This window comes from Jatrophihabitans lederbergiae (genome assembly GCF_031845305.1).
Lineage (GTDB): Bacteria > Actinomycetota > Actinomycetes > Mycobacteriales > Jatrophihabitantaceae > Jatrophihabitans_A > Jatrophihabitans_A lederbergiae.
Genome location: NZ_JAVREH010000046.1, coordinates 1 through 25,911, shown reverse-complemented (window position 1 = coordinate 25,911; position 25,911 = coordinate 1). Strand labels below are relative to the sequence as shown.

Genomic DNA, 25,911 nt, shown 5'->3' with positions numbered 1-25,911 from the left:
AGGTCGGCAAGTAACCGAAATGGGTCCGTCAGATCCCACCTCGCCACGGCCGGTTCAAGGCAGCCACGACCAACCCATAACCTTCGACCGTGATGCCGCCGATCCGCGCCGTAATTTTCGCCTCGACAGCACGCTCCTGGACCACGTCAGCTCCGTGACCACCGCACTTCGCGATTGGCTGCCCACGCTGAACGCAACACCCACCGACGTTCTTCTCCCAGCCTGGTTCGCCGCTGAGGAACGCCACTTCCCCGCCTGGCGGGCGCGCCAGATCAGCTTCGCCGAACAACGTCGCCGCAGGCTGCGCGACTTTCTCCCGCTCCTGGGCATGACACCCGGCGGTGACGACACGCTCGACGACATTTTCGCCAGCTACCTTGCCTGCTACGAAGCGGCCTGGACCAAGTTCGACGATGTCGACCTTGTGATCACCGAGCTCCGCCGAAGTGGCCTTCAGATCGCTGTACTCACCAACGGCACCACCGAACATACAGACAGCCAAACTCAGCGCCGTCGGACTCGATGAACTTCTCGGAGCCCTCTTCACCGCCGAAGAGCTCGGCGCTGCTAAGCCCGACCCGCGGACCTACCTCACGGTCTGCGCAGAACTGGGCGTGACCCCGGCGTCAACGGCCCATGTCGGTGACCTCTACGACCTCGACGTCACGGCACCACGCGCAGCCGGCCTCCACGCGGTTTACCTCGACAGACAGAGTGCCGGTCCCCTGGAGGACCACACCGAATCACGTCACTGCGACAGCTTCCCCACGAGCTGCATCGCGAACGAAGCTGACTCAGACGGACACGACCCCATCCCATCGGTCACCCGAAGCCCCAGTCAAAGAACGCGGCTGAGCCCGGACCGGACCTGTTACAGGCTCTGCCGGCTGTCGAATCAACGGCGCCCCACCTAGATGAGTTAGTCCGTTTGCGGCTCAGGCGCGTGTCGCTGCCGGAGGTGGGAGGCGGAGGGCGTCGAAGATCATTTTGTGACGAATACCTGGACGCCCTCCTGAGCGCACTCTAGGTTGGTTGTGTCAACTGAAGTTGGCCCCACTGTGACGGAGCTCGCTGGCCCCACCCGGCGGCGGGGGGACTGCATGGCAGGAGTGTGGCGTCCTAGCGGAGCATGCTGCAGCATTCGGCATCTGAGGTGCAGCAGGACACAATGATGGTGTCGCCGGCCTGGACGATGGTGTCGGCGGTGGCGTAGGTGAAGCCGGTCCCTCGACGGTGGACAGCGACGACGGTGATGCGGTGCTTGGAGCGGATGCCGGTGTCGCCGAGCCGGCGGCCCACGATCTTGGCGGGGCCGACAGTCTTGACCATGGCGTAGTCGTCCTCGAAGGCGATGTAGTCGAGCATGGCCCTACGCACCAGGTGCGCCACCCGCCGCCCCATCTCGAACTCGGGGTGCACGACGTGGTGCACCCCGAGCTGGTCGAGGATGCGGCCGTGGGGCTTGCTGATGGCCTTGGCCCAGAGGTTCGGGATCTCGAAGCTGACCAGCAGTGAAGGAGAAGCCGTCACGTAAGCCTTCTGTCAGACCCCTTACGCCGAGCTTACGCGTGCTCTCCCGCTCGAGGCGCGCTTACCCTCAGCAGCAGCTCCCAAGGCACTGCCTGAGCCATCGGAACCTCGGCGAGCACACGGGAAGACGGCCAGCTCGGCGATCAGCGAGTCAGACAGCCGGTCCTCCTGGTCAAGGTCCTCGCTCGGGCGTGGGCCGCTCGACGCGTCGGCCTGCGTGCAGGGCGTGCGTGCCGGCTACCTCCTGTGGCAGAGCGCGCACGCCGTCGGCCGAGAGATTGCGGTCACGCTGCACCCGTTCGACTTGACTGCCGCCCAGTCGGGGCCCGGTGCACGCCGGGCGGGAGCCGGGCGTCTCGGCCGCGGAACTTGCACGCGGGGGCAACGTGGCGCAGTCGATACAGACATCACTCCGTCCCCTGATCGAGCGGGAGTGGCTGCAGCGACGCCCTCAGCCACCGCCTCATTCGGAGGTCCTCCTCATGTCGCGGACCCCGAAGCCCGTGTCCCCGTGGCGCCAGCGTCCTTGGTTCGTACAGCGCGGAGCGTGAGATTCACTGCCTCAGGCGGTCACCAGATGTATGCGCCGCACCGAGCACGCTTCTGTGTCCGCCGGCGGAACGAGTTGTCATGCCACGAAGCCGGCGGTCTGCTCATCGAGCCAGGGGTAGAGCTCCTCGGCCGTTGTGCTCAACTTCGACTTGAGGTAGCGCGTCGAGTCGTCAGCCAGCACCTCGAGGGCACCCTCGCAGACTCCGGCGTACGCCTGCTCAACCACGCTGACAGCGCTGACCTTGGGCACGGCCCAGCGGGCGGACATCGGGGTGTCGATCATCCCAACCAGCAGGCCGATGACGTGCGTACCCTGCCCTCGCAACTGGACTCTCAAGGCGTTTGTCGCGGACCAGGCGGCTGCTTTGGAGGCGGCGTACCCCGTCGGCACGTTGATCCACGCCGCTGCTGAGAGCACGTTGAGCAGCGTCCCGCCGCCGTTGCCGCCAAGCACAGGGGCGAAGGCATTTGCCACACGTAGCGTGCCGAAGAAGTTGGTCTCGAAGATCTTCGCAGCTCGTCCTCGGGCCCGGCGATGGAATCGCCGGCTGGTGCGATGCCCGCGTTGTTGATCAGCAGGTCGACGTCCGATGCGAGTTCGCCTGCGCGGGCCACAGACGCGGCATCGGTGAGGTCGAGTGCGAGGGGAAGAACACGCGCGTCGTCCCAAGCCCGAGGCGAGCGTGCCGCCGCGTACACGCGGGCCGCGCCCTGCTGCACCGCTTGCTCGACGAACTGTCTGCCTAGTCCGCCGTTGGCGCCGGTCACAAGCACGGTCCTGCCGTTGATGCGCTGGGTCATCTAGACTCCTCTGGAAGTGGGGAGCGTCCCCGGGAACCAAGATACGGGGACGCTCCCCACTTAGTCAACGAGGCGGAGATATGTCAGCACCTGAGACGGCAGGCGGCGAGAAGACACGGCCCTCGCGCCGGGCCGACGCGCGGCGCAACCGGGAAGCGATCCTGCGAGCGGCGCGGGAGGCCTTCGAGGCGGACGGTGTGCTTACCTCGCTGGATGGCATTGCAGCTCAGGCAGGAGTGGGTAGCGCAACTCTTTACCGCAACTTCCCCACGCGCGACGACTTGCTGGCTGCGGTGATGGCTGATGGCATCACCGCAGCGCTAGCCGAGGCTGACGAGTTGTTGCACACGCTCGGTGCTCAAGCAGCTTTGGTTGAGTGGATTGCCCGCCTGACGTGGCGTTTGCGCATCTGGCACGATCTGCCGCACTGCCTGGCCACTGCACGGGAAGGAGCCTCTCCTGTGCACTCAGCAAGCGACCCTCTACTGACGCAAGTCGGGCAGCTGCTAGACAAGTCGAGGGAGTCTGAGCCCGATCCTGAAGGGCTCGCCCACTCCGCCATAAGGGCTGAAGACATCTACGAACTGGTGCTTGCGCTGTCATGGGCGGTCGACCGTTTCGGTGACGACGAGACAGCTGCACGTCGCCGAGTTGCGGCGATTACGGCGGGACTGTTCGTCTGACGCTGTAGTACATCGCGGCCACCCTCACCGCAGCCAACGGCGGCACCCTGACCTACCAACCCGCCTCAGGTCGAGGGGCCCGCTTCACGCTCACCCTGCCTGCCGCGCCCGGCGCGCAGCCGACACCGCCCGCACAACGGCGCCCCGTGCGCCTCACGCCTGCTGCGGCCAAGGGCAGCGCGATCAGCGGCGCATGAAGCAACCGGACGTGCGGGCGTACGCAAGAGGCTCACCCTTCCCGCTCGCGCAGCCCGTGGCAACTCCCCCGCGGGAGCGCCGGGACGCGCCTCGTCGTGGCCGAGCGTGCTGGTCGCCGACAGTTGCACGTCCTCGCCTACACCGCGGTCCCGGCCTGTGACGGCATCGAAGCCCTCGACGTAGTCCCGGTGGTCCGGGGTGAGGCGCAGGCAGTGCGCGAGCGCGTCGAGGACGGGCTCGGAAGGCGCGAGCCGGCCCTGCTCGATGCGAATGAGGTAGTCGGTGCTGATCGCCACCCGTGCCGCGACCTCCTCCCGACGCAGGCCGGGGACGCGACGGACGCCGCCGTCGCGCTCGGCAAGCCCGAGGTCGTCGGGCGTCAGCCCACTGCGCCGCGCTCGCAGGAACTGCCCCAGCTCCGGCAGGTACGGGTCCTTCTCGGCCACGTCATTCACCCTCTCCTCGTCCGGGCCGCGCCCGGACGTCTCGTCCGGGGCACTGCCGCGACCAGGCTCGCATCCGCCACGGTCAGGTGGCCGGTCCTGCGACCAGGTGCGTGCGGAAGAAGCGGCTGACGTTGGCGACGGCGCTGTCGATCTGCGCCCCAGAGTCGTAGTAGTCGTAGTGGTTGCCGTCGGCCCACACGAGCTCCTTCTCACCGGCGAGGCCTTCGTAGAGCTTCTTCGCCTGGTCGGGGAAGGCGGATCCGTCGGAGTGCACGACCATCGTGGGGGTCGTGATGGCTGGTGCCTGGGTGATCGGGGCGAACTCGAGGAACTCGGTCAGGCTCATGACCGCGGTCTCGTTGCGGTAGGCGGGGATGTTGGCCCGCGACTCGTTGAGGTAGTAGTCGTAGGACCCGGCGGGGCCGTAGTCGATCGCGGCAGGGTCGGTCTCGCTGTAGGCGGGGACAAAGTCCACCTCGCCGGTCTGCTCGCACTTGTCTCGCGAGGCGGCGGCCTGCGCCCGGCGTGCGGCGACGCCTTCCTCGCTGCCGTAGAGCATCGTGAAGATCGCCGGGCTCGGCAGGAACGCCGCCACGGTGGCCAGCGCGCCGAGCCGGGGCTCTGCGGCGCCGAGGTAGGCCGCGTTCCCGGTGGAGGTGCAGACGCCGACCATGCCCACGGCCTGCACGTAGGGCAGACCGGTGAGATAGATGACCGCTGCCTGCAGGTCCTTGGTCTTCCGCGGGCGACTCGAGCTGACGCGGCTCGCCGGCGCTCTGCCCGTAGTGGGCGTAGTCAAAGGCCAGGGCGACGAAGCCCTGCTCCGCGAACTTCTGCGCGTATGGAGAACGAGCCCTGCACGATGACCGCCGGGTACTGAGCGGTCTCCGTGAAGCCCTCGGGCGTGAACAGGTCACCCGTCAGCGTCAGGCCCTCACGCGTGAACGTGATCGTGCTCTTCATCGTGTGTCCCTTGACTGCATGACTGCATGACTGCATGACTGCATGACTGCTTGGCTGCTTGGCTGCGGATCGGTGGCCGGTGCCACCTGTTTAGGTTCAGCCCGGACTTCCCTTGCCCACAATGGGACAGATCCCTCCTAGGCAAGGGCTGCGCCCACCCTGACCCCCGGAGCATGCCGCACGATCCCGGCTAGCTTCCGCGCTGAGCGAGGGTCTGGGCGAGGCGGTAGGACTGGGTGCCGGTCTCGATGATGTTGCCGCCGAAGGTGAGGCGGTCGACGATGGCGGCGCAGAGGCGTGGGTCGGTGAAGGTCTTGGTCCAGCCGGAGAACGACTCGTTGGAGGCGATCGCGACGGAGTTCTTCTCCTCGCGTTCGGTGAGGACCTGGAAGAGGAGCGCGGCGCCGCGGCGGTCGAGTTCCATGTAGCCGAGCTCGTCGATGCAGAGCAGGTCAACGCGCCCGTAGCGGGCGATGGTCTTGGCGAGCTGCTTCTCGTCGGCGGCTTCGACGAGTTCGTTCACCAGCTTGGTGGCCAGGGTGTACTTGACGCGGTAGCCGGCCTCGGCTGCGGCGGTGCCGAGGCCGATGAGCAGGTGGACTTGCCGGTGCCGGAGTCCCCGATGAGGCAGAGCGGCAGCCCGGACCGGACCCATGCGCTGCTGGCGAGGCCGTGGATGGTGGCGGGGTTGACGGTCGGGTTGGCCTCGAAGTCGAAGTCGCCGAGCCACTTGTCCCGCGGGAACCCGGCGCCCTTGACCCGGCGGGCGGAGCGGCGGCGGTCCCGGTCGTCGCACTCGGCGAGCAGGAGCTCGGCGAGGAACCCGCGGTAGGTGAGCTGCTCCTTCTCTGCCGCGTCGAGCATCTCCCCGACCCGCGAGCGCACTGTGGGCAAGCGCAACGCCCAGCACGCCTGGTCGACCGCGGCGTCAGCGGCTTGCTCGGTCATGCCGCGGCGTCGCCGCATCGCCGGTGCAGCGGGCGCGGGAGTGGTGGTCGTGGTCATCAGGGGTGTCCCTTGCTCAAGGAGGCGCCCGCGGCGGAGCTGGTCACCGCAGGCGTCGGGCTGGTGGGGCGGCGGGCGAGGAGCTCGTCGTAGGCGTCGACGCTGGGCAGCGGGCGCCCGTCGGGCGGGAGCCCGGCGATCACCGCCGCGGGGTCACCGAGGCGGCGTTCGGTCAGGCTGATGACCCGCGGGCGGTCCGCTGCCGGCTCCGCAGCGGCGGTGATGGGCTGGCTGCCGCGCAGGGCTGCGATCTTGCGGGCTTCGACCGCGACGACGTCAGCGGAGGTCGCGCCGACCGGCACGGCGGCGGCGAGGCCGGCGACGACGTCGCCGTGGGCCATGTGGCGGTGCAGCAGCAGGACCTCGACCAGAGCACGGGTGCCGCCGGCGTCTCCGTGGACTGCGCGGGCCGCGGCCCAGAACGCCTCGTGCTCAGTGGTGAAGACCCCCGTCTCGCGCGCCTGGGCGAGTGCGGTCGCTCCGGGCAAGGCGCCGGGCTTGCGGACCAGGACCTCGAGGTAGTGGTCGAGCACGAGGGACTGTGCGCCCTTGCGGATCTGGCGGGGGTGGCGGGCGACTTCGCGCTTGCCGTCGAGGATCACGACCTCTGACGCGCGCAGGGAGACGCGGACGTTGCGGCCGATGAGCTTGGCGGGGACGGAGTAGTGGCACTGGCGGACGGTGACGCGGGAGTAGCGGTCGACCCGCGGGGTCAGCCACAGCCCGTCGTCGAACGCGTCGCTCGGCAGGGGCCGGAGCAGAGGCGCCTCGGCGGCGAAGTCCTGCCCGACTGTGCGTACTCGGTTGTCGATCCTGCGAGCGTCGTCCGCGGCGTCGGCCTGCTCGAGGCGGCGGAACCGGCCGACCTCGCCCTCGACGCCGCCCTTCTCGTGGGCGCCGTCAATGCCGGGGATGCAGTAGAACGCGTCGAAGCCCATGTGGGAGCGGAACTGCACCCAGCGGTCAGACTCGGTGCGGCTTCGCCCGAACAGCACCCTCGAGACAGCTGAGCGCAGGTTGTCGTAGCGGATCTTGTCCGTCGGGACGCCGCCGAGAACCTTGAACGCTTCCTGGTGGCCCTCGATGAACGCCTCCTGCCCTTGAGGCGTAGACGGGGTGCACCGCCTTGCCGGAGTGCGACAGGCGGAACGTGAACAGGAAGCAGCGAGTGGACTCCCCAGCAAGACGACCCACACGTCACCGAAGTCGACCTCCGCTTCCGCGCCGGGCGGGTGGTCCTGCAGCACGAACGCGGTCTCCAGCGACCGACCTGCCTCGGCCGTGATCTGGGGGCGGCGCCGGGCGACGTAGTCCCGCACCGAGGAGTAGGTCAGCTCGGCCATGCCGTGCTCGTCCACGAGGCGGGCCAGCACGCGGCGAGCGGTGTGGTGCTGCTTGCGGTGCGCGGTCAGATCCTCCCGGAGCATCGCGTCGATCAGCGGCTTCGCTGGGTCGAGCTTTGGCGCCACCGGCACGCGCTGCTTGCGCGGTGGTGGCACCGCGGACGCCAGCGCTGCGCGGACGGTGCGGCGGTGCACACCGTGGCGCTCCGCGAGGGCGCGGACCGACAGGTCCTCCCGGCGGGCGTCCCGGCGGATCGCCTCGAACAGCTCCACGCGTGACGACCCCATCCCGGGCCCCTTCAGCAGGCGTGCGCTGATCTTCGCGCCGGCGCGTAGGAGAAGGGCCGCTTGCCTCCCGAACGTCACCCCGCGCGTGTCGGAGGTGGGGCCAGATACGACCGTCACACCCCGCCGTCAGCAGCCGAGGTGGGGCCAGATATCTCCGTCACAGCGGGGCCACTTGAGACTGACAGAGCCACTAGGTCGAGCTCGACGATCGTGTCTTGCCCGCGCTGGGTTGGAGTCGTGATCATCTGCCTGGTCGCAAGCCCGAGTTGACCGACGCGGAGCTGTTGTGTGTGGCCGTAGCGCAGCAACTGCTCGGCTTCGCCAGTGAGCGGCGTTGGATCCGTTACGCACGCACCCATCTGGCCGCGATGTTCCCGAAGCTGCCCGGTCAGTCCGGCTACGGCAAACGGCTGCGCGCGCAGGGTGGACTGATCGCCGCGGTGATCACCGAACTGGCCCGCGACACCGCATCGTGGCACGACCAGCTGCGGCTGCTCGATTCGACACCGCTGCCATGCGCGGCCTCGCGGGAAACGGTCAAACGATCCGATCTGGCCGGACACGCCGGCTACGGTTACTGCGCCAGCCACTCCCGCTTCTTCTGGGGTTTCCGGCTCTACCTGATCGCCGCACCGGACGGGATGCCGATCATCTGGGGGTTGGCCAACCCCAAGATCGTGCCGAGGAACTGCTCCAACGCGGGCACGAAGTCGCCACCGGACAGGCCGTGGAGGTAGAGCAGCGGCAGCACCTCGCTGATCTTCGGGCTGCGGGCGACACCATGTCGGCAGGATCACCGAGGCGAACCGCTTACGCTCACCGCTGACCTCATCAACCCGCTTGTCGTTGACCCGCGGCGCCCGCACCTCGACCGCCCCGACCGTCATCGTCACCGTGCGCGGGTCGTGACGCCCATTGCGCACCACCAACCGGTGCTCATCCTCATCGACCTGCTCGACCAGTGCGTCGACGTAGGCGTCGGCCTCCGCCCGCAGCGCCGCCGCCAGCATTCGCCGCGCACCTCACGCGCGATCTCATCCAACAACGAACTCCGCCGGCACCTCAGCCGGCGACACCTGCCCCTAACCGCCTGTCTCCACTACCTTGAGCAGGGACCTACCTTCCCGACCAGCGTGGCCGCGCCGGCCTTGCTCGATCGCCACATGGCTACCGGAAAGGTACGTCCCACCCGGCCTCAACCACAGGTTTCAAGCATTGCGCCTGCCGTCAGCGTCAGCGCGTTACGGACAGCGCAGCGCGGCGGCTGGTGCGACGAGCAGTCCATCGGCGATGAGCGCCAGCAGATCCCTCGTGTCGTCGCGAAGTAGACCGCCCGCATCCGCTACTGCTGCCACGCCGCCGACGAGACGGCAGATCTGGATGGTGTCGGCTCCCCCGCGAATGGCACCGCGGGCCTCGAGATGCCGCAGGACGGATTGATTGGCGGTAGCGAGGCCTTGCCACTTGTCGACCATGGAAGCGGTGTTTCCGAGCGCAGCGGTCAACCGCGCGGCCCCTCCTCGGTGCACGCTGATGTGCCTGACGACCGCCTCGAACCAGGTGATGAGGAGCTCGCGCGGCGGCAGCCCGGCGGCAAGTGTCTGATCTACCGCAGCTTGGATTTGTGCGACCCAATCCTTGAGCAAGACGTCCAGCAGGTGCTCTCGGTCGGGGAAATGTCTATACAGCGTCCCCGCGCCGACGCCCGCCCTCTTGGCGATCTCGTTCATGGATGCGTTGGTGCCCTGCTCGACGAATACGTCACCTGCGACGGCCAGTATCCGATCGTAACTGCGCTGTGCATCGGCTCTCATCTACGCCCCCACTTGCAAAATCGGAAACCCTCTCCGTATCGTCGTAACCGGAGACCTTCTCCACCAGAGTAGCCAGCCGAGCGCGGTCAGCCTAACCGCAGTTGAGACGCCGTTCTGGCGCGGCAGCCGTACGACCGTCAGCTGCCGTCGGCTCGCGAGAGCGCACATCACCAACAGAGGAGCCATTCCATGACGACCATGCAGGACAAAGTTGCCGTAGTGACCGGCGGCATGCGAGGTCTCGGCTACGCCATCGCCGAGGAACTCATCAGTAACGGAGCGAACGTCGTGATCACCGACGTCGATCAGCAGGGGCTCGACGAAGCCGTTGCCAAGCTGGGCGAACACTGCACCGGAGTTCTCGCCGACGTCACGAACGAAGCGAAGATGACCAGCGTGTTCGACGACGTCGTCGCGCGACACGGCCGTGTCGATGTGGTCGTGGCGAACGCTGGGGCAGGAGACAGCGCCCCGCTTGGGTCCATCACCGAGCGCCAGTTCGACAAGATCTACGGCATCAACGTGAAGGGCGTGTTGTTCACCATTCAGGGAGCGTTGCCGCACCTCGGCGCGGGCGGATCGGTCGTCGTCCTTGGCTCCACCGGCTCCATCCAGGCACAACACGGCATGAGCCTCTACGGTGGGTCGAAGGCTGCGCTTCGCGCCCTCATCCGAGGCTGGATCCAGGAAGTCAAGGGCACCGGCGTCCGCATCAACATCCTGAGCCCGGGAGCAATCGACACGCCGTCCCTGCGGCTCGCGTTCGCCGGCGCCGTTGGCGCTAAGAACGTCGCCCAGCGAGTACAGGCCATGGGCGAAGGAAACCCCCTTGGTCGCCTCGTGCGACCGGACGAGGTAGCCAAGGCCGCGCTGTTCCTCGCAGGTGACGACTCCAGCGGCGTTACCGGCATCGAATTGTTCGTGGACGGCGGAGTCGCGCAGACGGGTTGATAACTCTGCGGTCGCTGCGCGGGGCGCACAGCGCGTGCCGTTGGCACCGACCGAGCGCCAGGGCGCTAAGTCTTCATCCTGACGGTTCGGTCTATCGACGAACTGTGCACCTCCATGTGCTGCCACTTCAGGTGGCCGGCGAGAAGTGGGAGATGGCGTCGGCCAGTTCTGCTGGAGCCTCTAGGGGGATGAGGTGTCCCGTGCGTGGGATCAGCATGAATTGCGCATGTGAGAGGTAGGGGAGCAGGTTGTGGTGTAGCACCTGCACCGGCTCGATGGGGTCGTTCTCGCCGGCGATGACGAGGGTCGCGACGTTCACCAGCTGGGTGTGCGCCGTGATGTCCTCGGTGATGCCGTGCAGCGGCCACTCGCTGCGGGCGGCGTCGGTGCTGGACCGGGAGTCTGTTGCGATCTGGGCCTTGAGGTCGTCGCTGAGCGGGGTGGCGGTGAGGATGTGGTCGCGCGCTCGGGCCGTCGACTCGTCGCTGTCGTAGGCGTGGGAAAGTCCTTCCTGGTACTCGGGCGTGATTTCGGCCGGTGGCGTGGCCGGTGCGGATCCGACGAGGACGAGTCCGCGGAGGCCGGCGGGGCGGGTCGCGGCGACGAGCTGAGCGACCTTGCCGCCCATCGAATGACCGACGAGCACGTAGTCGCCGAGTCCGGCGTCGGCGAGCAGGGCGAGCGTTGCTGGCGCTCTCATCGACGAGGCCTGACACGCGGCCGGGCCAACAGGGCAACCAGCGTGTTCTTGCACAAGCGCCAGATGATCCATCGTTCTACCTTTTCGCAGAATTGAGGGGAGGATGCGAGCCGATGACTGTTGACCCGGCCGCTGATCTGTTCCGACCTGCCCGGCCGCGGCGCGCCTTCGACGAGATCATCACTCAGGTTGGTCAGTTGATCGAAGACGGCCATCTCTCCCCCGGCGATCGGCTCCCACCCGAACGCGTCCTCGCGGAGCGTTTCGCGTTAGCCGAAACACCGTTCGCGGGATTGCACAACTGTTTCGACACGGCAAGTATTCTCAGGGGGTGACGGCCCCGTCGGCAGCGGATGAACCCGCTGATCTATGAGCTGGTGGACCTGTCCCTTGCCCTCGCCGACCGCACCCAGGCATTGGTGCAGGACGTGATGAGCGAGCTGAACCTGACCCCGGCGCTGGCCAACGCGCTCTGGCACGTGGGGGCGGCCGCGCCGGACCCGCCCATGAGCGAACTCGCGGCGAGGCTGCGCCGCGACCCCTCGACGATCACCTTCCTGGCCGACCGGCTGCAAGAGCGCGGACTCCTCGTCCGAGACGTCGATCCCCTGAACCGGCGTACGAAGATCTTGCACCTTACCGACGCCGGACGAGTGACCAGACGCGCGCTCGTCGAAGCCATGGCGACCCGGTCCCCGATCGCTCACCTCAGCGACAAAGACCAGCGGTGCCTGCACGACTTACTTGCCAGAGCCATGGCAGCGCCCCGCTGAGTCGACAAGGATCGATTCATGACGAGCAAGGCTTCGGCCGGTGTGGAGGTGGCGCCGCAACGGAGCCTGGCTCGAGAGGGAAGGTTCAGACTCAGTTGCCCGGGATCATGAGCCGGCGAGCGAGAAGGAGTTCCTGATGCGCGCACTGTGGTTTGAAAGCGTAGGCCACTTGGTTTGGCGTGAGGTCGAGGACTTGGTTGTTGGCCATCCGCTGGAAGCGATCGTGCGTCCCGTCGCCTCGACGACCTGCGACCTGGACCGGGCGATCGTGCGCGGCGTTGTGCCGTTGGGAAGCGGTTTCCCGATCGGGCACGAGTGCGTGGCGGAGGTGCTCGAGGTCGGTGCCGCCGTGCACCGGGTCGCGGTCGGTGACCTTGTCGTCGTGCCGTGGCACATCAGCTGCGGCGCGTGTCCGCCGTGCCGTAACGCGCTGCCGACGGCGTGCACGACCGTCCCCGGGCTGCAGGGCTACGGCGCCTCGATCGCCGGTGACTGGGGCGGGCTGTTCTCCGAGCAGGCACGGGTCCCCTACGCCGACGCCATGCTCACCCGCCTGCCCCCCGGGGTCGACCCCGCGGCGGCCGCCGCGGCCAGCGACAACCTCACCGACGCCTACGTCTGCGTCACCCGAGGGCTCAGCCGGCACCCCGGTGCCCGCGTGCTTGTCGTGAGCAGCCTGCCGAGCCTCGGGCTGTTCGCCGTCGACCAGGCGCTGGCCGCCGGAGCACGGTCGGTCGACTACGTCGACAAGAGCGACCGGCGCCGCGACGTCGCACGGACACTAGGCGCCGATGTGGGTGCAGAAGTCGATCCCGCAACTCAGCACCTGCAGTACCCGGTGGTCATCGGCGCCACCAGCGACCCCGCGCTGCTGCGTCAGGCCGTGCTGTGCCTCGCGCCCGGCGCCCACCTGTCCAACGCCGGAATGTTCTTCACCGACACCCCGCTGCCGCTGTGGGACATGTACCAGCGAGACGTCACCGTCTCGGTCGGCGCGGTCAGCGTCACACCGCACATCCCAGCCGTCCTGGACCTGCTGCGGTTAGGCCGATTACGCCCTGAGCTGGTGATCTCAATCCACGACGCCGAACAGGCCCCCGACGTGCTGTTGACCAGAGACATGAAACCGGTCCTCATACGACCACGACTGAACGGCACCCCGAACCTGTAGAGCAGCGTTCAGCGCCCAGAAGTCCGTTCGGAGCAGTCGTCGAGGGCAGATGAGAGTGTGACTTGGCCACCAATGCGTTGACCTCTCGCCGCACCCGGTGAGAACGGGAGTTCAGTGGTCGGGCTGGACAGACAGGGCGCCGATAACGTTCAGGAGCTCCAGGTTTTCTACAGCCTGGGTCCCAGCCGGTGGGGTGAACCACAGCAGGCGTTGGGTGCCGTCTTCGCTGAGCAGGTTCAGGCAGTTGAGTTCCACTTCTCCGATAGTGGGGTGCAGGAGCCGTTTGCGGTCTGATCGCCGGACCGCGACGTCTTGGCGTGCCCACAGGTCGGAGAATTCGTCACTGTGGGCCAACAGGCGGCGGGTCAGCTCGGCGGCGACTGGGTCGCTGCCGCGGCGGACGGTGACGGCTCGCAGGTCGGCTACGAAGACCTGTGACTGGTGCTGGTGTTCGTCGGGGTGATACAGGGTGCGGGCATCAGGGTCGGTGAACCATTGGTAGAGGAAGCTGGCGCGCAACCCGGTGCTGTGTTTGGGCCGTCCCAGCAGCGCGGCGGCCAGCCGATTCTGGACGAGGGTGACGCTGAGGTCGCTGATGATCTGCGCAGGGGTGGAGGTGAGCCTGTCCAGCAGGTCCAGCATTCCGGGGTGCACGTGGGCGTTCGGGCTGCCTGCGGACGGCTGGGGGCGTCCAGCGAGGTAGTAGAGATGATTACGTTCATCCAGGGTGAGATGCAGCGCGCGGGCAAGGGCGGCGAGCATTTGTTCTGAGGGCTGCGCGCCGCGGCCCTGTTCGAGCTGGGCGTAGTAGTCAACCGATGCGCCGGCCAGGTTCGCCACTTCATCGCGCCGCAGCCCGGCGACCCTGCGCCGGGGGCCATCGTGCAAACCCAAGTCGCGCGGGTTGAGCCGATCCCGCCGGGACTTCAGGAAGCCACCTAGCTCGATCAAGTCCACCTCACCATTCTGGTCCGCGTTCGCTGCTCTAGCCAGGCGACGCCGCCACCAGGACCGACAGCAGGTCAGGTTCGGGCACCGGGTCGGCGACCACCCCGACCCATGGGTCGGATGCGCAGCAGTGAGATTGCCGGCCATCCAGGTGCTGCCGTCACCAGTACAGGCGTCGCCTAGCTCGCGCTGGCTTGCCCTGACAAAGTCGATGACGGCGACCAGAAAGAGCGCCAGAAAGAGGCATTGATTTATGACCGGATCGAGAGTTGCGATCGTCACCGGGGGGTCGCGGGGGATCGGGCGTGCGGTCGCCGAGCGGCTAGTCCAGGACGGCGTCGCCGTCGTGATCACCTACGTCACGTCCTCGCAGGTAGCTGGTGACATCGTCGCTACCGTGCTGGCCGCGGGCGGTCAGGCGGTAGCGATCCGCGCGGACGTGACCGACGTGGAGCAGGTAAAAGTCCTGTTCGACCAGGCCGAGTCGGACTTGGGTGGTATCGACATCGTGGTCACATCGGCCGGCATCATGCGTCCGGCACTTCTGGCTGAGGCGACGGACGACGACTTCACAGAGCAGGTCGAGGTCAACATTCGGGGCACCTTCAATGCGCTGCGGGAAGCCGCCCGACGTGTCCGCGACGGCGGGCGCATCATTACGTTCTCCAGCACCACCCTGGCATTGAACGCACCCGGGTACGGCATCTACAACGCCACCAAAGGCGCGGTCGAAGGATTCAGCAGAGTCTTGGCCAAGGAGGCGGGTCCGCGCGGCATCACGGTGAACTCTGTCGCCCCGGGCCCGGTCGAGACGCAGTTGTTCCTGACCGGTAAGACCGCGGCCGATGTGCAGCGGATGGCCGGGCTGGCCCCGCAGCAGCGCATCGGGCAGCCGGTCGACATCGCCGGCGCCGTGGCGCTGCTCGTCTCGCCTGAAGCTGGCTGGATCAACGGCCAGATCATTCGCGTGAACGGAGGACTCGCATGAGCATCTCTATCCACGACAGTCCGCGGCAGGTGGTCGTGGTCACCGGTGCGGGGTCGGGACTCGGCCAAGCGGTGGCCGAGAAGCTGGCCCTGGCCGGGCACATTGTGTACGCCGGGATGCGCGGCATCGCCTCGCGCTCCGCTGAGCGCGCCGCGACCGCCCTCCAGTTCGGGACCGATAATCAGGTCACGTTGCGGCCGCTGGAGTTGGATGTGCTGTCTGACACTGGATGCCGGGCCGCGATCGACCAGGTCGTGTTCGAGCAGGGCCGAGTTGATGTGCTGGTCAACAATGCCGGCATGCTGATGTCCGGGGTAGCTGAGGCGTTCACCCCGGAGCAGTTTCTCACCATCTTGGACACCAACGCTGTCTCCTGGCTGCGGATGAACCGGGCGGTGCTGCCGGTGATGCGACGACAAAAAGCTGGCACGCTCGTCTATGTCAGCAGTACAACCACGCACATCGCTGAACCGTTCATGGCCACCTACATCGCCAGCAAAGCCGCCGGGGAAGCCTTCGCCGAGTCGATCGGCTTCGAGGTCAGCCAGTTCGGTATCGACACCATCATCTTGGTGCCCGGCGCGTTCACCCAAGGCACCCAGCACTTCGCCCACAGCAACCCGCCGGCAGAACCTGCGGTCGCCGCCCAGTACGGCGACGCCGCCGAGACGGTCACCGACATCCCAGCGCGGCTGGAAGCGATCGATGTCGCCCGTCAGGGGCACCCCGCCGACGTCGCCTCTGTCGGTGACGCCCTGGTCGAGGTGCTAGGGCAGCCCCGCGGCACGCGCCCCCGTCGGGTGATCGTCGATGCCCAGCACAAGGGCGTCCAGGACATCGACGCGGTCCGGACCGAGCGCCAGCGCGCGTTCTTCACCGCCCTGGGCATTGACCACCTCATCGACGTTCCTGCCCATCCCTGACCAGACCACCAAAGCACCAGTTCCGAACCTTCACCAGTGGTGACACCCCTACCGAGGAGACCCGCATGTCCAACCCACTCCACCAGCTCGTCGAGAAGTTCTACCGAGCGTTCTCCGGCGACACCGACCTCCTTGACGAGGTAGTCACCCCCGACTGGGAAGACGTCCCACTCAATCCCGGCCAGGGTCCCGGCCCGGACGGCGTCAAACCGATGATCAAGGGCTTCGGACAATCGTTCACGGGGTTCCAGATCGTGGTCCACGACGTCATCGACGGGCGCGGCGCCGACGGCAACGGCAAGATCGGTGTCCGCGCCGAAATGCGCGGCACCCACACCGGTGACCTGTTCGGCGTCCCTGCGACCGGCCGAGACGTGCGCATCCCGATCCACGAGTTTCATACCGTCCAGGACGGGCGCCTGGCGCGGACGTGGCACCTGGAGGACTGGTTCGGATTCTTCAATCAGGTCGGCTCCGCTCCTCACATCGCTCAGGACAACCAGTGAGGGCCGTTCAGATCGCCCGCTACGGCGACACTCCCACCGTCCACGACGTCGAGCAGCCCTTCCCCGGTCCGGGTGAGGTGCTTGTGCGGGTCACCGGCGCGGCGACCAACCCCCTCGACCTGAAAATCACCGCCGGTTACATGCACGACTTCTTCCCCGTGCAATTCCCATACACCCTGGGAACCGACGTCTCCGGAACCATCACCGCCCTCGGCGACACGGTCCACGGCTGGAACGTTGGCGACCCGGTCGTCGCCCGCCTGGACCCCTCCGACGGAGGTGCCTACGCTGAGTTCGCGGTAGTCCCGGCCGACCAACTGGTCCACGCGCCCACCTCGATCCCGCTGTTCCTCGCCGCCGGAGCAGCGACCGCCGCCGCGACCGCCTGGCAGGCCATCACCGAGATCGCGGACATCCACGCCGGCCAACGGGTGCTCATTCACGCAGGCGCTGGCGGAGTCGGCAGCTTCGCCCTGCAGATGGCACGCACACTCCACGCGCACGTCATCACCACCGCCTCCGGCCCCGGCCTGCACATCGCGCACGACCTCGGAGCGGATGAGGTCATCGACCATACGAGCGGACCGTTCGGCTCACAGCTCGCCGACATCGATGTCGTGATCGACACAGTCGGCGGCGCCGTCGAGGAGCAATCGCTGGACGTTCTCCGTCACGGCGGCCTGCTCGTCGCGGTGCCGATGCCACCCGACACCGATCGGGCGTCGGCGCGCGGGATGCGCGCCGAATTCCTCTTCCACGCCTCCGATCCTCAACGACTTGCCACGGTCATCGGGATGCTCGACGGCGACATCCGAGTCCTGCTCGACCAAACGCTGGACCTGGATGAGGCACCGCAGGCCCTGCAGTACCTCGCCGCCGGCCACGCCAAAGGGAAGGTCATCCTCATACCCCAGACCCCCTGAACCTGGGAGTACACCGACACCGGTGCACCGACACCGGCACGGATGCGGCACGCGACGCCGAGCGACCCCGGGGGTACAACACCCATCAGGCCTCCGGGGCGCCGGCACCGCGTAGGCCCGGCCCCCCTACGGTCCTCATCGATACCCCGGCGAGCACGACGATGGCATGCAGGCAAGCACGATCCGTACCGAGGTGTAATCGTTTTCCGAGGGTCAGACCGCCCCGCAGCCATCAACCATTCTCACTGTGTTTCCGGCCTGACACGCTGAGCGATGCTCGGCGAGAAGGGGTGGCGTCTGATGACGGCGACTGACCCCTCATTAACTCTCGGTCGGTCCCCCAGGACCTCGTTCAGTCCGATGTTTCGAGACATATGTAACGGTGAGGTGCTGAATTCGGCGCGAGCTCAGGGCCACTGCGCTGACGTCTAATTCGATTTCGTCGTCGGCCCGCTGGCGCTCGTTACTTGATGGGCTCACCCAGCGTCAACTCCTGGCCAGGCATCTTGCCCACGAGGACGACTGATCAGCCAGTCGATCACGCGGCTCGCGCCCACCAGACACCAGCGCTGCAGATCCAGCACCGGCCCCGAAGTCAGTGCGCGCAGCCGCTAACGGTGACGCTACTGGCGACGCTGGTGCATCAGCGGGAGCGGGCCTAGGCGAGTGCCGCAGGCCCACGATGAGCAGGCCGACCATGCGTGGGCGTTGTAGCCGGTGTCGCGCGGGGCCTCGACTCCGATGCAGAGGTTGCCGGCCGCGTGCATGAGGGTGAGAGCGTCGATGTCGCCTCCGATCTCGCCGCCCTGGACCGTGGCGTTGAGCAGTGAGACGCACGCCGGTACGAGTCTGATGAAGTGCGGAGCGGCACTCGCGAGCGCCTCGACCTGGTGGCGGTAGACGGCGATGACGAGGTCGGCCCGGGTGGGGAAGTAGCGGTAGATCGTGCCCATGCCGACATCGGCTTTTGCGGCGATCTCCCGGACTGGGGCGTCGACCCCGTGGGTGATGAAGACGGGCGGAGCGGCGTCGAGCAGCGGCTGTTCGGTGTGGCGGGCGTCAGCGCGCTTGCGCGCTGACGACGTTGCCGCTGCGTCCACCTTTGGCACGTCGGAGCTTCTCCTCGCGGTTGTATAACCGGAGCATTGCTCCGTATAGTTAGCGGAACAACGTTCCGCTTCCATCATGACATGAGGAGACGCCATGCAGTACCGCACGCTCGGCCGGACCGGTGTTCAGGTCAGCACACTATCGCTCGGCGCGATGAACTTCGGCGCGATCGGCCATACGACGCAGGAGAACGCCACCGCGATCGTCGATGCCGCGCTCGAGGCCGGGGTGAACCTCGTCGACACCGCGGACTTCTACAGCCAGGGCGAATCGGAGGAGATGGTCGGCCGGGCGATCGCCGGTCGGCGTGAGGACGTGGTGCTGGCGACCAAGGCCTTTTGCCCATGGGCGAAGAACGCAACCACCGCGGTGCGTCCCGCCGCTGGCTGACCAGTGAGCTGGACAGCAGTCTGCGTCGGCTCGACGTGGACCATGTTGACCTGTATCAGGTGCACCGCTGGGACCCGACGACCACCGACGAGGAGACGCTGTCGGCGCTGACGGACCTGCAACGGTCGGGCAAGATCCGCTACTTCGGGTCCTCGACCTTTCCGGCGTACCGGATCGTCGAGGGCCAGTGGGCCGCCCGACGCCACAACCTGGGTCGGTACGTCACCGAACAGTTGAACTACTCGATCCTGAACCGCGGTGCGGAGACTGACGTGCTCCCCGTGACTGAGAACCACGGACTCGGGGTGCTGGTGTGGAGCCCGTTGTCGTCAGGGTGGTTGTCCGGCGCGGTACGCGCCGGCCGGGAGGTCACCACTCACCGGTCCAGCGTCATACCGCAGCGTTTCGACCTCGACGTCCCGGCGAACCGCGCGAAGCTCGACGTCGTCGAGCAGGTGGCGAAGGTCGCGGCCGATGCCGGGTTGACGATGATCCAGCTCGCGCTGGGATTCGTGACCGCGCACCCGGGCGTGACGAGCGCGATCATCGGCCCGCGCACAATGGACCACCTCGAGTCCCAGCTCGCAGCCGCGGACACCGTGCTCTCCGCGGACGTCCTGGACGCCCTCGACGCGATCGTTGCACCGGGCGTCGATCTGTCACCCGAGGAGAAGATCGACACCCGCCCGTCCATCACCGACGCCACGCTGCGGCGACGCTGATGGCCACCACGGCACGCCCGAGCTTCGGGATCATGACCCCGCCCATGAACGTCGCCTACGACGACATCGTCCGCGTCTGGCGCGAGGCCGACGACATCCCGTCGATCCAGCACGCCTGGCTGTTCGACCACCTCATGCCCATCGGCGGCGACCTGGACGGCCCGATCTTCGAAGGCTGGACGCTACTGGCCGCCCTCGCCGCGCAGACCAGCCGGCTCCGGCTCGGCCTGATGGTCACGAGCAACCGGTTCCGGCCGCCTGCGGTGCTCGCCAAGATTGCGACCACCGTCGACATCGTGTCCGGCGGACGGCTGGAGTTCGGCATCGGCGCGGGATCGCGGCCCAGCGTCCCGATCGCGCGTCGCGAGTACGTGGCGCACGGGCTGCCCTACCACGATTCCGCCCACGCGGTCGGCAGTCTCGCAGAGGCGTGCACGATTGCGCGGCGGTTATGGACCGAGGACGCGCCCTTCGACTTCGACGGCGCATATCACCACCTCGATGGCGCGTTCGGCAACCCCAAACCGGTGCAACGGCCAGGGCCGCCGATCGTCATCGGCGGACGGTCGACCGCGACGCTGCGGGTCGTGGCCGAGCACGCCGATATCTGGAACATCCCGGGTGGCGACATCGCCGACGCGACCGCGCGCAGCGCGATGCTCGACCAGTTCTGCACCGACATCGGCCGTGATCCTGCGGCGATAACCCGCTCGATGTTTCTGCCGGTCTCCTACGACCACCCGAAAACAACCCGCGCCGCGGTCACCGAAGCGCTCGACGCCGGCTTCGCGCACATCGTCCTAGGGCTGTCGACGCCGTACGCCGACGGCGTCGCGCAATGGGTGGCGGAAGAGATCATCGGCGCACACGCCGCGACAGGCTGAGCGGACGCGCAACGGCGCTGACCCTCGATCCCGGACTCACCCGACTCGATCCGCAACCGGAAGTCCTGCGAACCTGGCGACCTGAACCAACAACGACGACGGGGTCCACATCATCGGCGTCCCACAGACCGAACCCCTGGGGCACCCGGGCCCAGCGAGCTTGCGCGAGGGCAGGCGGGTTATAAGCGCAGCCGGGCGGCAGTTTGGTGTCAGTATTGGACGGTGGGTCGGATGGTTATTGGAGGGTGAGCCGGATGGTGATGTCGCCGATTTCGACGTCGTCGGGTTGCTCGATGGCGAAGGCGACGGCTCGTGCCACTGCATCGGGGGCGATGCCAATCTCGGCCATCCTGTGTTGTGCCTGTTCCGGACGTCAGGATTGTCGACGTGGTCGACGAGCTCGGTACGGACGAAGCCGGGTGAGATCGAAGTTGTGCGTAGGACGCCGTCGGTGGACTCCTGGCGCAATGCCTCCAGCAGAGTGCGGACGGCGTTCTTGGTACCGGCGTACACCGCCTGCGTGGGGACGATCTTTAGCACCGAGGTCGACACGGTCGTCACCAGGTGCCCTGACGACGGAAGATCGGCAGCCCGGCCGCGATCCCGTGCAGCACACCGCGCAGGTTGACGTCGATCATCGCGTCCCAGCCGTCGACGTCTAGCTCCTCCATCAGGCCGGTTCTGGCGATTCCGGTGGACCAGGCCAGCAGGGTGGCGAGGCTGTGGCGGGCGGGGGGCAGGATGGCGTCGAAGAGGCGGCGGAACTCGGTGACGGTCAGTTCGATCAGCCCGTGTGGTGCCGGGCTGTGGTCGCGTTGGATGGCGGTGGCCACGGCGAGGAGTGCGTGGGCGAGCATCGCGAGGGTGCTCCAGCGGTGCCACGAGGTCCAGCGCCGCACTTGGTGTTGATCGAGTCCGACGAGGCCTTTGGCGGCTTGGAAGGACTCTTCGATGCGCCAGCGTTGCCCGGCCACGCGCACCAGCGCGGCCAGCGAGGTGGGCCGGGGTGTGTAGCAGCGTAGGTAGGCCAGCTCGCCGGTCGCGTTGTTGCGGCGGATGAGCAGGTGATGCCGTCCGTCCTCGCCGCCAGGCAGTTGTTCGCCGGGTTCTGGCAGCAGCCCGATCCAGGCCCAGGAGTAGTTGTGGTGGCCCTTGCTGCCGGGTCCGCAGGAGTAGGTCTGCCACCCGGTTGCGGGGATGAGGGCGGGGAGAGCGTCCACGCGCATCGGTCCGGCATGGGTGGGCACGCGCCGGTTTGCTGCGAGCTGCAGCACGTAGCCCAGGCCGTGTTCGCGCACCGTGCGACGCAGGTTCGGGTCGGCGCCATAGACCTCGTCGCCGGCCACCCAGGCGGCCGGCGTCCCGGCTTGCACGGCGCGGGTGATCATTACTGGGGCCAGCGCCGGCTTGGTCGCGAACTCGACCTCGGCGGGCACCCCGGCCTGGGTGCGGCGTGGCTCGTCCTCGGCCCACGACTCGGGCAGGTAGAAGGTCAGGGCCGACCGGGTCGAGGACGAGATCCCGCTGGACCCGTTCACTGCCGGAGTGTTCTGCGGCGTGATGATGACCCAGGTCGATGTGCTCCTGGAGCGGGGACATCCCTATTCCGAGATCGCGAACGAGTCCGTCATCGAGGCGGTCGACTCGCTCAACCCCTACATGCATGCCCGTGGGGTCGCCTACATGGTCGACAACTGCTTCACCGGCCGCCTGGGAGCGCGCAAGTGGGCGCCTCCGGCCACTTCGTGCAGGAAGCCCGGAGAGACCGTCGCACGCGCAGCATGACGTGCTTTCGGTGACCTCTGATGTCAACGAGTCCGAGACGACCGGCAACTCGCAACGGCCACCCTCAACTCATGGCACGAGTAGCTACGATGTGCCGACCGACCACACCCGCCCAGGAGGAAGACATGAGCACGAACCCTCGCTACGACCTGTCCGCGGTGCTCGCAAAACTCTTCTACGGCGACGAGTCCGACGAAAAACTCGACCAGACGCTGGACCGACTGGTATCGACGAACTTCACCCAACGCATCAACGGCCAGGTCTACAACCGTGAGGCGTACGGCCCCCACGTTCGCGAGATGCGCCAGATGGTCACCGGGAACGGCGAACTCCGAGTCATCGAAGAAGTGCGCCAAGGACCGGCCATCGCCGGCCGTTACATTTTCGGCTTCGACACTGCAGGCGGACGGGTCGAGTTCGAGTCCCATGTGTTCGCAGAGATCGATGACGAGGAGAAGGTCGTTCGCTTGGTAGAGGTCGCTCGCCAGATCTCACCCCAAGACAGCGCCGAGATAGTGACGCCTATCCAGACGGCTGGGTAATCCAGCTCGCCGAGTTTGAATGGCCGGTTGGCCGCGACCGAGGCGGTTTGGGCCGCGACCATCCCTGACCAGTTTGGCCGAGCCCATCCTGGTCGCCTGAGCTGCCGACGTGGTGGGTCGTGTGTCGGGGCTGCTGATCAGCCGGTCGGAGCGGCAGAGTTTGGTGGTGCGGGTGCCCTTGTAGCGGCGGGCGTGCGCCGCCCATTGTGCGTACTGGCGGGTGTTCGCTGCGCCGGTGACTTCGACACCGCACTGAATCCTGCCAGGTCCAATAGAACAGAACAAGCGTCCTGCACGCTCGTGGCCCTTCATCGACTGGATGTCTCAACACCAGCCAGTCTCGAGCGGCTAGCGGCTAGCGGCTAGCGGCTAGGAGGGGAACGACCTCAACGCGATACCCTCATCTGCAGCCGCGAGCCGTCACCGGGACGGGTGGCCTAGTGAAAGCCACAACCCGGGTTGTGTGCGTCTTCAGAGAACGGGCTTCCCGCGGGATCGATGTAGAGCACGTCGAGCACGAGCGGGGTCGTGCCGAGGTTACGGCCGATGTGCACGTTGCGGGATCCGGCAGGCTCAACGATCGGGTCACCGGCGTGATAGACCCCGTCGACCGAGCAGTCCGCCTCGTTGTGGGTGAGGGTGCCGCGTTTCACCACGCCGATGAGTGCTCCGTCGTGCCAATGCCATCCGGTGGTACCGCCGGGCGCGATCGTGATCTCGCGGAGAACGAAGTCCTTACCGCCCGCGGTGTACTTGGAAATGATCGTGGCGCTCACTCCGCTGGGCGGAGTCGCCTCAGCGGTCGTTGTCGAAACCGCCACCAGGGCGGTCATGCCGACAGCCGCCAGAGCCAGACCACGAGACTTGTGCATATCCATCTCCTTCGTAACGCCCTTCCGGGCAGCCGCTCGACGTACAAAAGGTTACAGTCGCGCTCATCTGTCAGTCTCAGCCGGGCCGCTTTGCGGCCAGGTCATGACGGTCCTTCCACACGGGCGAGCGGGTGGCCGCCAGCGACGTGTTCGACGTCGGCCACGGAGACGTGCAGCGGGTAGTAGTTCTTGAGCGGGATGCCGGAGCCTGGTAGAGGTGTCTCGGCCCGTGCTTCGTTCCCACAGGGGGTTTGGCCTGTCGGCCGCGCAGGTCCGCGCCGCGCACGACGTCCGCGGCAGTGCTGGTCGCGTCGAACCGGGTGACGATCAGGGACTCCTGCGCCATGGGAGCTCCTTCAAGTTCAATGCGCAGGCGACGCCGCTATACCGTCTAGATCGTGATTGTAAAGTAGTTGGACGACCGGTACCGTCACCGCGTGGCAGCGGAGGCCGACGGGCAGGTAAACCCTGGCGCGGACCGCCGCGACGTCGTCCTGACCGCCGCGCTTGAGACCTTCGTGCGCTATGGCTACCGCAAGACGTCTATGGAGGATATCGCCGGCGCGGCGCGCATCTCCCGGCCCGGCCTGTACTTCCTGTTCAAGTCCAAGCGGGAGCTCTTCGCCGCCGCGGTCAGGCGCGCCCTCGAGCAGGACCTGCGCACTGCCGCCTGCTCTCTCGGCGACGAGGTCCGACCCCCTGCCGGAGCGCCTGCTGGAAGCCTTCGACACCTGGACCGGTCGCTACCTGGGCGCGGCGCGCTCAGCGCGGTCGCCGAGGCCCACCGTGACGTTCTGGGAACAGCAGTTGTCGACGCCCCGCGCCGCTTCCACGCGCTGGTCACCGACGCCGTGGTGAGTACCAGGGCACCGCAGGACCGAGCGACATCCGAGGCGATCGCTCGCACGCTCATCAGCACAGCGATGGGGCTCAAGCACCAGACGACCTCACGAGAGACCTTCCGCGAGAACCTCGGCACCGCCATCACCTTGCTCCTGTGATGACCAGAGCTCGCTGGTCGGTGGCCGACATGAGGGGGAGCCGCATGTCCAGACGGGTGTACCTCCACCTGACGTCAGGCGTGACGGCCAGAGCGTCAGGTTAGGGCCGGAACGGTGGTTGATGGACACTTGCCGCCGTGGGCCTTAGCCTCGATCCACCGACCCGACTTGTTTGTTGATTCAATTTGCCGATAGTGATGTTGTTGCTGGGTTGCCTCGGTTCCAGGGCGTGATCGGGCTGCCGTCTGCCTCGGCTTTCCTGGTCCTCGGGTCGTGCCTGTTCGGCTGGGTGGTCAGGGTGTGGCGGTGCCCGGTGGTCCGCAGGCTCGGGTTAACAGTTCCGTCCAGGCCGTCTGCCAGGGCCAGTGGGTGGGCAGGTGCAGGGTGAGCCGCCGGGCCGAGGACGCGATCCGGGCCGGCACGCCGATCAACGTGCGGCGGATGGTCGCGGTCTCGACCGAGCCCGTTGGGCTCCCACCTGTGGTCGGCAGCCACGGCGTCGATGTCATGACGGCGATGTGGATCGACCCGATGTCGCTGGGTCGGGGACGAAAGTCCTCCCAGTCTGCGTGGGCCGTGTACTGGAGCAGCTCGACGACGTGACCCTTGCGTTCCAGCTGAGCTGCACTCAGCTCGACCCCCGGGACGCCAGACGGCGAGCTGCACCTGGTGATGGACAACTACGCAGCCCACAAGCGCATCCAGATCCGCGACTGGCTCACGGCCAACCCACGCGTGCAGGTGCACTTCCCCCCGACCTCGGCATCCTGGATGAACCTCGTGGAAGTGTGGTTCGGCACCATCGAGCGCCAAGCCATCCACCGCGGAACCTTCGACTCGGTCAAAGACCTCAACGCCAACATCCGCGCCTTCATCGACGGCTGGAACGACCGCGCCCACCCCTTCGTCTGGATCAAAACCGCCGACCAAATCCTCGCCAAAACCAAGCGCCCAACAACTGAAAACTCAGCCCACTAGGTCGTGACGCTGGTGTGGCCGAGGACGGCGAGTAGCTGCAGCATGTCGTGGCTGGGGGTGCCTGGGGTGGCGGTGAAGACGAGCAGGGCGTGGTCGGTGTCGGGGTCGATCAGGGTTTGGC

Annotated in this window: 21 protein-coding genes and 15 pseudogenes; 19 read left to right on the top strand and 17 right to left on the bottom strand. The window is 67.2% G+C overall.

Annotated features, from left to right (window positions below; all coding sequences use genetic code 11):
* Together RM423_RS19990 and RM423_RS25890 are read left to right on the top strand one after the other, a co-directional pair.
* Positions 1-526: pseudogene (locus RM423_RS19990) on the top strand (HAD family hydrolase); the annotation flags it as partial.
* Positions 447-914 carry an HAD family hydrolase gene (locus RM423_RS25890; RefSeq protein ID WP_396327803.1) on the top strand — a complete coding sequence of 156 codons (468 nt, stop codon included), beginning with the start codon at positions 447-449 and terminating at the stop codon, positions 912-914. The pseudogene RM423_RS19990 and the gene RM423_RS25890, both read left to right, overlap by 80 nt.
* 205 nt (positions 915-1,119) lie before the next feature.
* On the opposite strand, the pseudogene RM423_RS19985 reads toward RM423_RS25890, so the two are convergent.
* A pseudogene (locus RM423_RS19985) lies at positions 1,120-1,491 on the bottom strand (potassium channel family protein); the annotation flags it as partial.
* A gap of 667 nt (positions 1,492-2,158) precedes the next feature.
* Positions 2,159-2,802: pseudogene (locus RM423_RS19980) on the bottom strand (SDR family NAD(P)-dependent oxidoreductase).
* A gap of 161 nt (positions 2,803-2,963) precedes the next feature.
* On the opposite strand from RM423_RS19980, the gene RM423_RS19975 reads away from it, so the two are divergent.
* Positions 2,964-3,566, top strand: coding sequence for a helix-turn-helix domain-containing protein (locus tag RM423_RS19975; protein ID WP_311424803.1), 603 nt, complete (start codon positions 2,964-2,966; stop codon positions 3,564-3,566).
* A gap of 65 nt (positions 3,567-3,631) precedes the next feature.
* Here RM423_RS19975 and RM423_RS19970 read toward each other — a convergent pair whose 3' ends face one another.
* From RM423_RS19970 to istA, 5 genes and pseudogenes are all read right to left on the bottom strand, one after another.
* A complete protein-coding gene (locus RM423_RS19970; RefSeq protein WP_311424802.1) occupies positions 3,632-4,210 on the bottom strand; it encodes a helix-turn-helix domain-containing protein in 579 nt (192 codons plus the stop codon).
* A gap of 82 nt (positions 4,211-4,292) precedes the next feature.
* On the bottom strand, positions 4,293-5,009 hold the full coding sequence (locus RM423_RS19965; protein ID WP_311424801.1) for an alpha/beta hydrolase: 717 nt from the start codon (positions 5,007-5,009) through the stop codon (positions 4,293-4,295).
* Positions 5,006-5,173 (bottom strand): hypothetical protein, encoded by a 168-nt coding sequence (locus tag RM423_RS19960; protein WP_311424800.1) that lies wholly within the window; start codon positions 5,171-5,173, stop codon positions 5,006-5,008. The genes RM423_RS19965 and RM423_RS19960 overlap by 4 nt, the downstream gene beginning before the upstream one ends.
* A 190-nt stretch (positions 5,174-5,363) precedes the next feature.
* A pseudogene (istB, locus tag RM423_RS19955) lies at positions 5,364-6,178 on the bottom strand (IS21-like element helper ATPase IstB).
* Positions 6,178-7,809: pseudogene (istA, locus tag RM423_RS19950) on the bottom strand (IS21 family transposase). The pseudogenes istB and istA overlap by 1 nt, the downstream one beginning before the upstream one ends.
* A gap of 215 nt (positions 7,810-8,024) precedes the next feature.
* On the opposite strand from istA, the pseudogene RM423_RS19945 reads away from it, so the two are divergent.
* Positions 8,025-8,504, top strand: a pseudogene (locus tag RM423_RS19945) (IS982 family transposase); the annotation flags it as partial.
* On the opposite strand, the pseudogene RM423_RS19940 reads toward RM423_RS19945, so the two are convergent.
* Together RM423_RS19940 and RM423_RS19935 are read right to left on the bottom strand one after the other, a co-directional pair.
* Positions 8,471-8,875 (bottom strand): annotated as a pseudogene (locus RM423_RS19940) (transposase); the annotation flags it as partial. The pseudogenes RM423_RS19945 and RM423_RS19940 sit on opposite strands and share 34 nt — an antisense overlap.
* A gap of 175 nt (positions 8,876-9,050) precedes the next feature.
* On the bottom strand, positions 9,051-9,623 hold the full coding sequence (locus RM423_RS19935; protein ID WP_311424799.1) for a TetR/AcrR family transcriptional regulator: 573 nt from the start codon (positions 9,621-9,623) through the stop codon (positions 9,051-9,053).
* 189 nt (positions 9,624-9,812) lie between these two features.
* On the opposite strand from RM423_RS19935, the gene RM423_RS19930 reads away from it, so the two are divergent.
* Entirely contained in the window at positions 9,813-10,574 is a 762-nt protein-coding gene (locus RM423_RS19930; RefSeq protein WP_311424798.1) for an SDR family NAD(P)-dependent oxidoreductase, read from the top strand.
* 127 nt (positions 10,575-10,701) lie between these two features.
* On the opposite strand, the pseudogene RM423_RS19925 reads toward RM423_RS19930, so the two are convergent.
* Positions 10,702-11,268 (bottom strand): annotated as a pseudogene (locus RM423_RS19925) (alpha/beta fold hydrolase); the annotation flags it as partial.
* A gap of 119 nt (positions 11,269-11,387) precedes the next feature.
* On the opposite strand from RM423_RS19925, the gene RM423_RS19920 reads away from it, so the two are divergent.
* The 3 genes from RM423_RS19920 to RM423_RS19910 all read left to right on the top strand — a co-directional run bounded on the left by RM423_RS19920 (position 11,388) and on the right by RM423_RS19910 (position 13,218).
* Positions 11,388-11,609: a GntR family transcriptional regulator gene (locus RM423_RS19920; protein WP_311424796.1), complete on the top strand. Its 222-nt coding sequence runs from the start codon at positions 11,388-11,390 to the stop codon at positions 11,607-11,609.
* 18 nt (positions 11,610-11,627) lie between these two features.
* Positions 11,628-12,047, top strand: coding sequence for a MarR family winged helix-turn-helix transcriptional regulator (locus RM423_RS19915; RefSeq protein WP_311424795.1), 420 nt, complete (start codon positions 11,628-11,630; stop codon positions 12,045-12,047).
* A gap of 136 nt (positions 12,048-12,183) precedes the next feature.
* Positions 12,184-13,218 carry a zinc-dependent alcohol dehydrogenase gene (locus tag RM423_RS19910; protein WP_311424794.1) on the top strand — a complete coding sequence of 345 codons (1,035 nt, stop codon included), beginning with the start codon at positions 12,184-12,186 and terminating at the stop codon, positions 13,216-13,218.
* A 111-nt stretch (positions 13,219-13,329) separates the two neighbouring features.
* Here RM423_RS19910 and RM423_RS19905 read toward each other — a convergent pair whose 3' ends face one another.
* Positions 13,330-14,175 carry a helix-turn-helix transcriptional regulator gene (locus RM423_RS19905; protein ID WP_311424793.1) on the bottom strand — a complete coding sequence of 282 codons (846 nt, stop codon included), beginning with the start codon at positions 14,173-14,175 and terminating at the stop codon, positions 13,330-13,332.
* 244 nt (positions 14,176-14,419) lie between these two features.
* On the opposite strand from RM423_RS19905, the gene RM423_RS19900 reads away from it, so the two are divergent.
* The 4 genes from RM423_RS19900 (at position 14,420) to RM423_RS19885 (ending at position 17,506) form a co-directional block, all read left to right on the top strand.
* Positions 14,420-15,154 (top strand): SDR family oxidoreductase, encoded by a 735-nt coding sequence (locus RM423_RS19900; RefSeq protein ID WP_311424792.1) that lies wholly within the window; start codon positions 14,420-14,422, stop codon positions 15,152-15,154.
* Complete coding sequence (locus RM423_RS19895) at positions 15,151-16,077, top strand: SDR family NAD(P)-dependent oxidoreductase (RefSeq protein WP_311424791.1); 927 nt, start codon at positions 15,151-15,153, stop codon at positions 16,075-16,077. Before RM423_RS19900 ends, RM423_RS19895 begins: the two co-directional genes overlap by 4 nt.
* Positions 16,078-16,142: 65 nt before the next feature.
* On the top strand, positions 16,143-16,583 hold the full coding sequence (locus tag RM423_RS19890; RefSeq protein ID WP_311424790.1) for an ester cyclase: 441 nt from the start codon (positions 16,143-16,145) through the stop codon (positions 16,581-16,583).
* On the top strand, positions 16,580-17,506 hold the full coding sequence (locus RM423_RS19885; RefSeq protein WP_311424789.1) for an NADP-dependent oxidoreductase: 927 nt from the start codon (positions 16,580-16,582) through the stop codon (positions 17,504-17,506). The genes RM423_RS19890 and RM423_RS19885 overlap by 4 nt, the downstream gene beginning before the upstream one ends.
* A 660-nt stretch (positions 17,507-18,166) precedes the next feature.
* Here RM423_RS19885 and RM423_RS19880 read toward each other — a convergent pair.
* Positions 18,167-18,615: pseudogene (locus RM423_RS19880) on the bottom strand (TetR/AcrR family transcriptional regulator); the annotation flags it as partial.
* Positions 18,616-18,709: 94 nt separating this feature from the next.
* Here RM423_RS19880 and RM423_RS19870 point away from each other — a divergent pair.
* A pseudogene (locus tag RM423_RS19870) lies at positions 18,710-19,728 on the top strand (aldo/keto reductase).
* Between the two features lie 32 nt (positions 19,729-19,760).
* Positions 19,761-20,612, top strand: a complete 852-nt coding sequence (locus RM423_RS19865; protein WP_311424785.1) for an LLM class flavin-dependent oxidoreductase — start codon at positions 19,761-19,763, stop codon at positions 20,610-20,612.
* Positions 20,613-20,847: 235 nt separating this feature from the next.
* Here the strand turns inward: RM423_RS19865 and RM423_RS25885 are convergent.
* Together RM423_RS25885 and RM423_RS25880 are read right to left on the bottom strand one after the other, a co-directional pair.
* A pseudogene (locus RM423_RS25885) lies at positions 20,848-21,280 on the bottom strand (SDR family oxidoreductase); the annotation flags it as partial.
* Positions 21,281-21,469: 189 nt separating this feature from the next.
* Positions 21,470-22,048, bottom strand: a pseudogene (locus RM423_RS25880) (IS701 family transposase); the annotation flags it as partial.
* Between the two features lie 52 nt (positions 22,049-22,100).
* On the opposite strand from RM423_RS25880, the pseudogene RM423_RS19855 reads away from it, so the two are divergent.
* Together RM423_RS19855 and RM423_RS19850 are read left to right on the top strand one after the other, a co-directional pair.
* Positions 22,101-22,346, top strand: a pseudogene (locus RM423_RS19855) (ketol-acid reductoisomerase); the annotation flags it as partial.
* A 176-nt stretch (positions 22,347-22,522) separates the two neighbouring features.
* A complete protein-coding gene (locus tag RM423_RS19850; protein WP_311424782.1) occupies positions 22,523-22,939 on the top strand; it encodes a hypothetical protein in 417 nt (138 codons plus the stop codon).
* A 437-nt stretch (positions 22,940-23,376) separates the two neighbouring features.
* On the opposite strand, the gene RM423_RS19845 is transcribed toward RM423_RS19850, so the two are convergent.
* Together RM423_RS19845 and RM423_RS19840 are read right to left on the bottom strand one after the other, a co-directional pair.
* Positions 23,377-23,811, bottom strand: coding sequence for a cupin domain-containing protein (locus tag RM423_RS19845; protein ID WP_311424781.1), 435 nt, complete (start codon positions 23,809-23,811; stop codon positions 23,377-23,379).
* Between the two features lie 76 nt (positions 23,812-23,887).
* Entirely contained in the window at positions 23,888-24,157 is a 270-nt protein-coding gene (locus RM423_RS19840) for a hypothetical protein (protein WP_311424780.1), read from the bottom strand.
* A 91-nt stretch (positions 24,158-24,248) separates the two neighbouring features.
* On the opposite strand from RM423_RS19840, the gene RM423_RS19835 reads away from it, so the two are divergent.
* Positions 24,249-24,812 (top strand): TetR/AcrR family transcriptional regulator, encoded by a 564-nt coding sequence (locus RM423_RS19835; RefSeq protein WP_311424779.1) that lies wholly within the window; start codon positions 24,249-24,251, stop codon positions 24,810-24,812.
* 293 nt (positions 24,813-25,105) lie between these two features.
* Here the strand turns inward: RM423_RS19835 and RM423_RS19830 are convergent.
* Positions 25,106-25,264, bottom strand: a pseudogene (locus tag RM423_RS19830) (IS1380 family transposase); the annotation flags it as partial.
* Here RM423_RS19830 and RM423_RS26285 point away from each other — a divergent pair.
* Positions 25,197-25,415 carry a hypothetical protein gene (locus RM423_RS26285; RefSeq protein WP_311424806.1) on the top strand — a complete coding sequence of 73 codons (219 nt, stop codon included), beginning with the start codon at positions 25,197-25,199 and terminating at the stop codon, positions 25,413-25,415. The pseudogene RM423_RS19830 and the gene RM423_RS26285 sit on opposite strands and share 68 nt — an antisense overlap.
* Positions 25,416-25,460: 45 nt before the next feature.
* Positions 25,461-25,790: pseudogene (locus RM423_RS19820) on the top strand (transposase); the annotation flags it as partial.
* Positions 25,791-25,911: the final 121 nt, after the last annotated feature.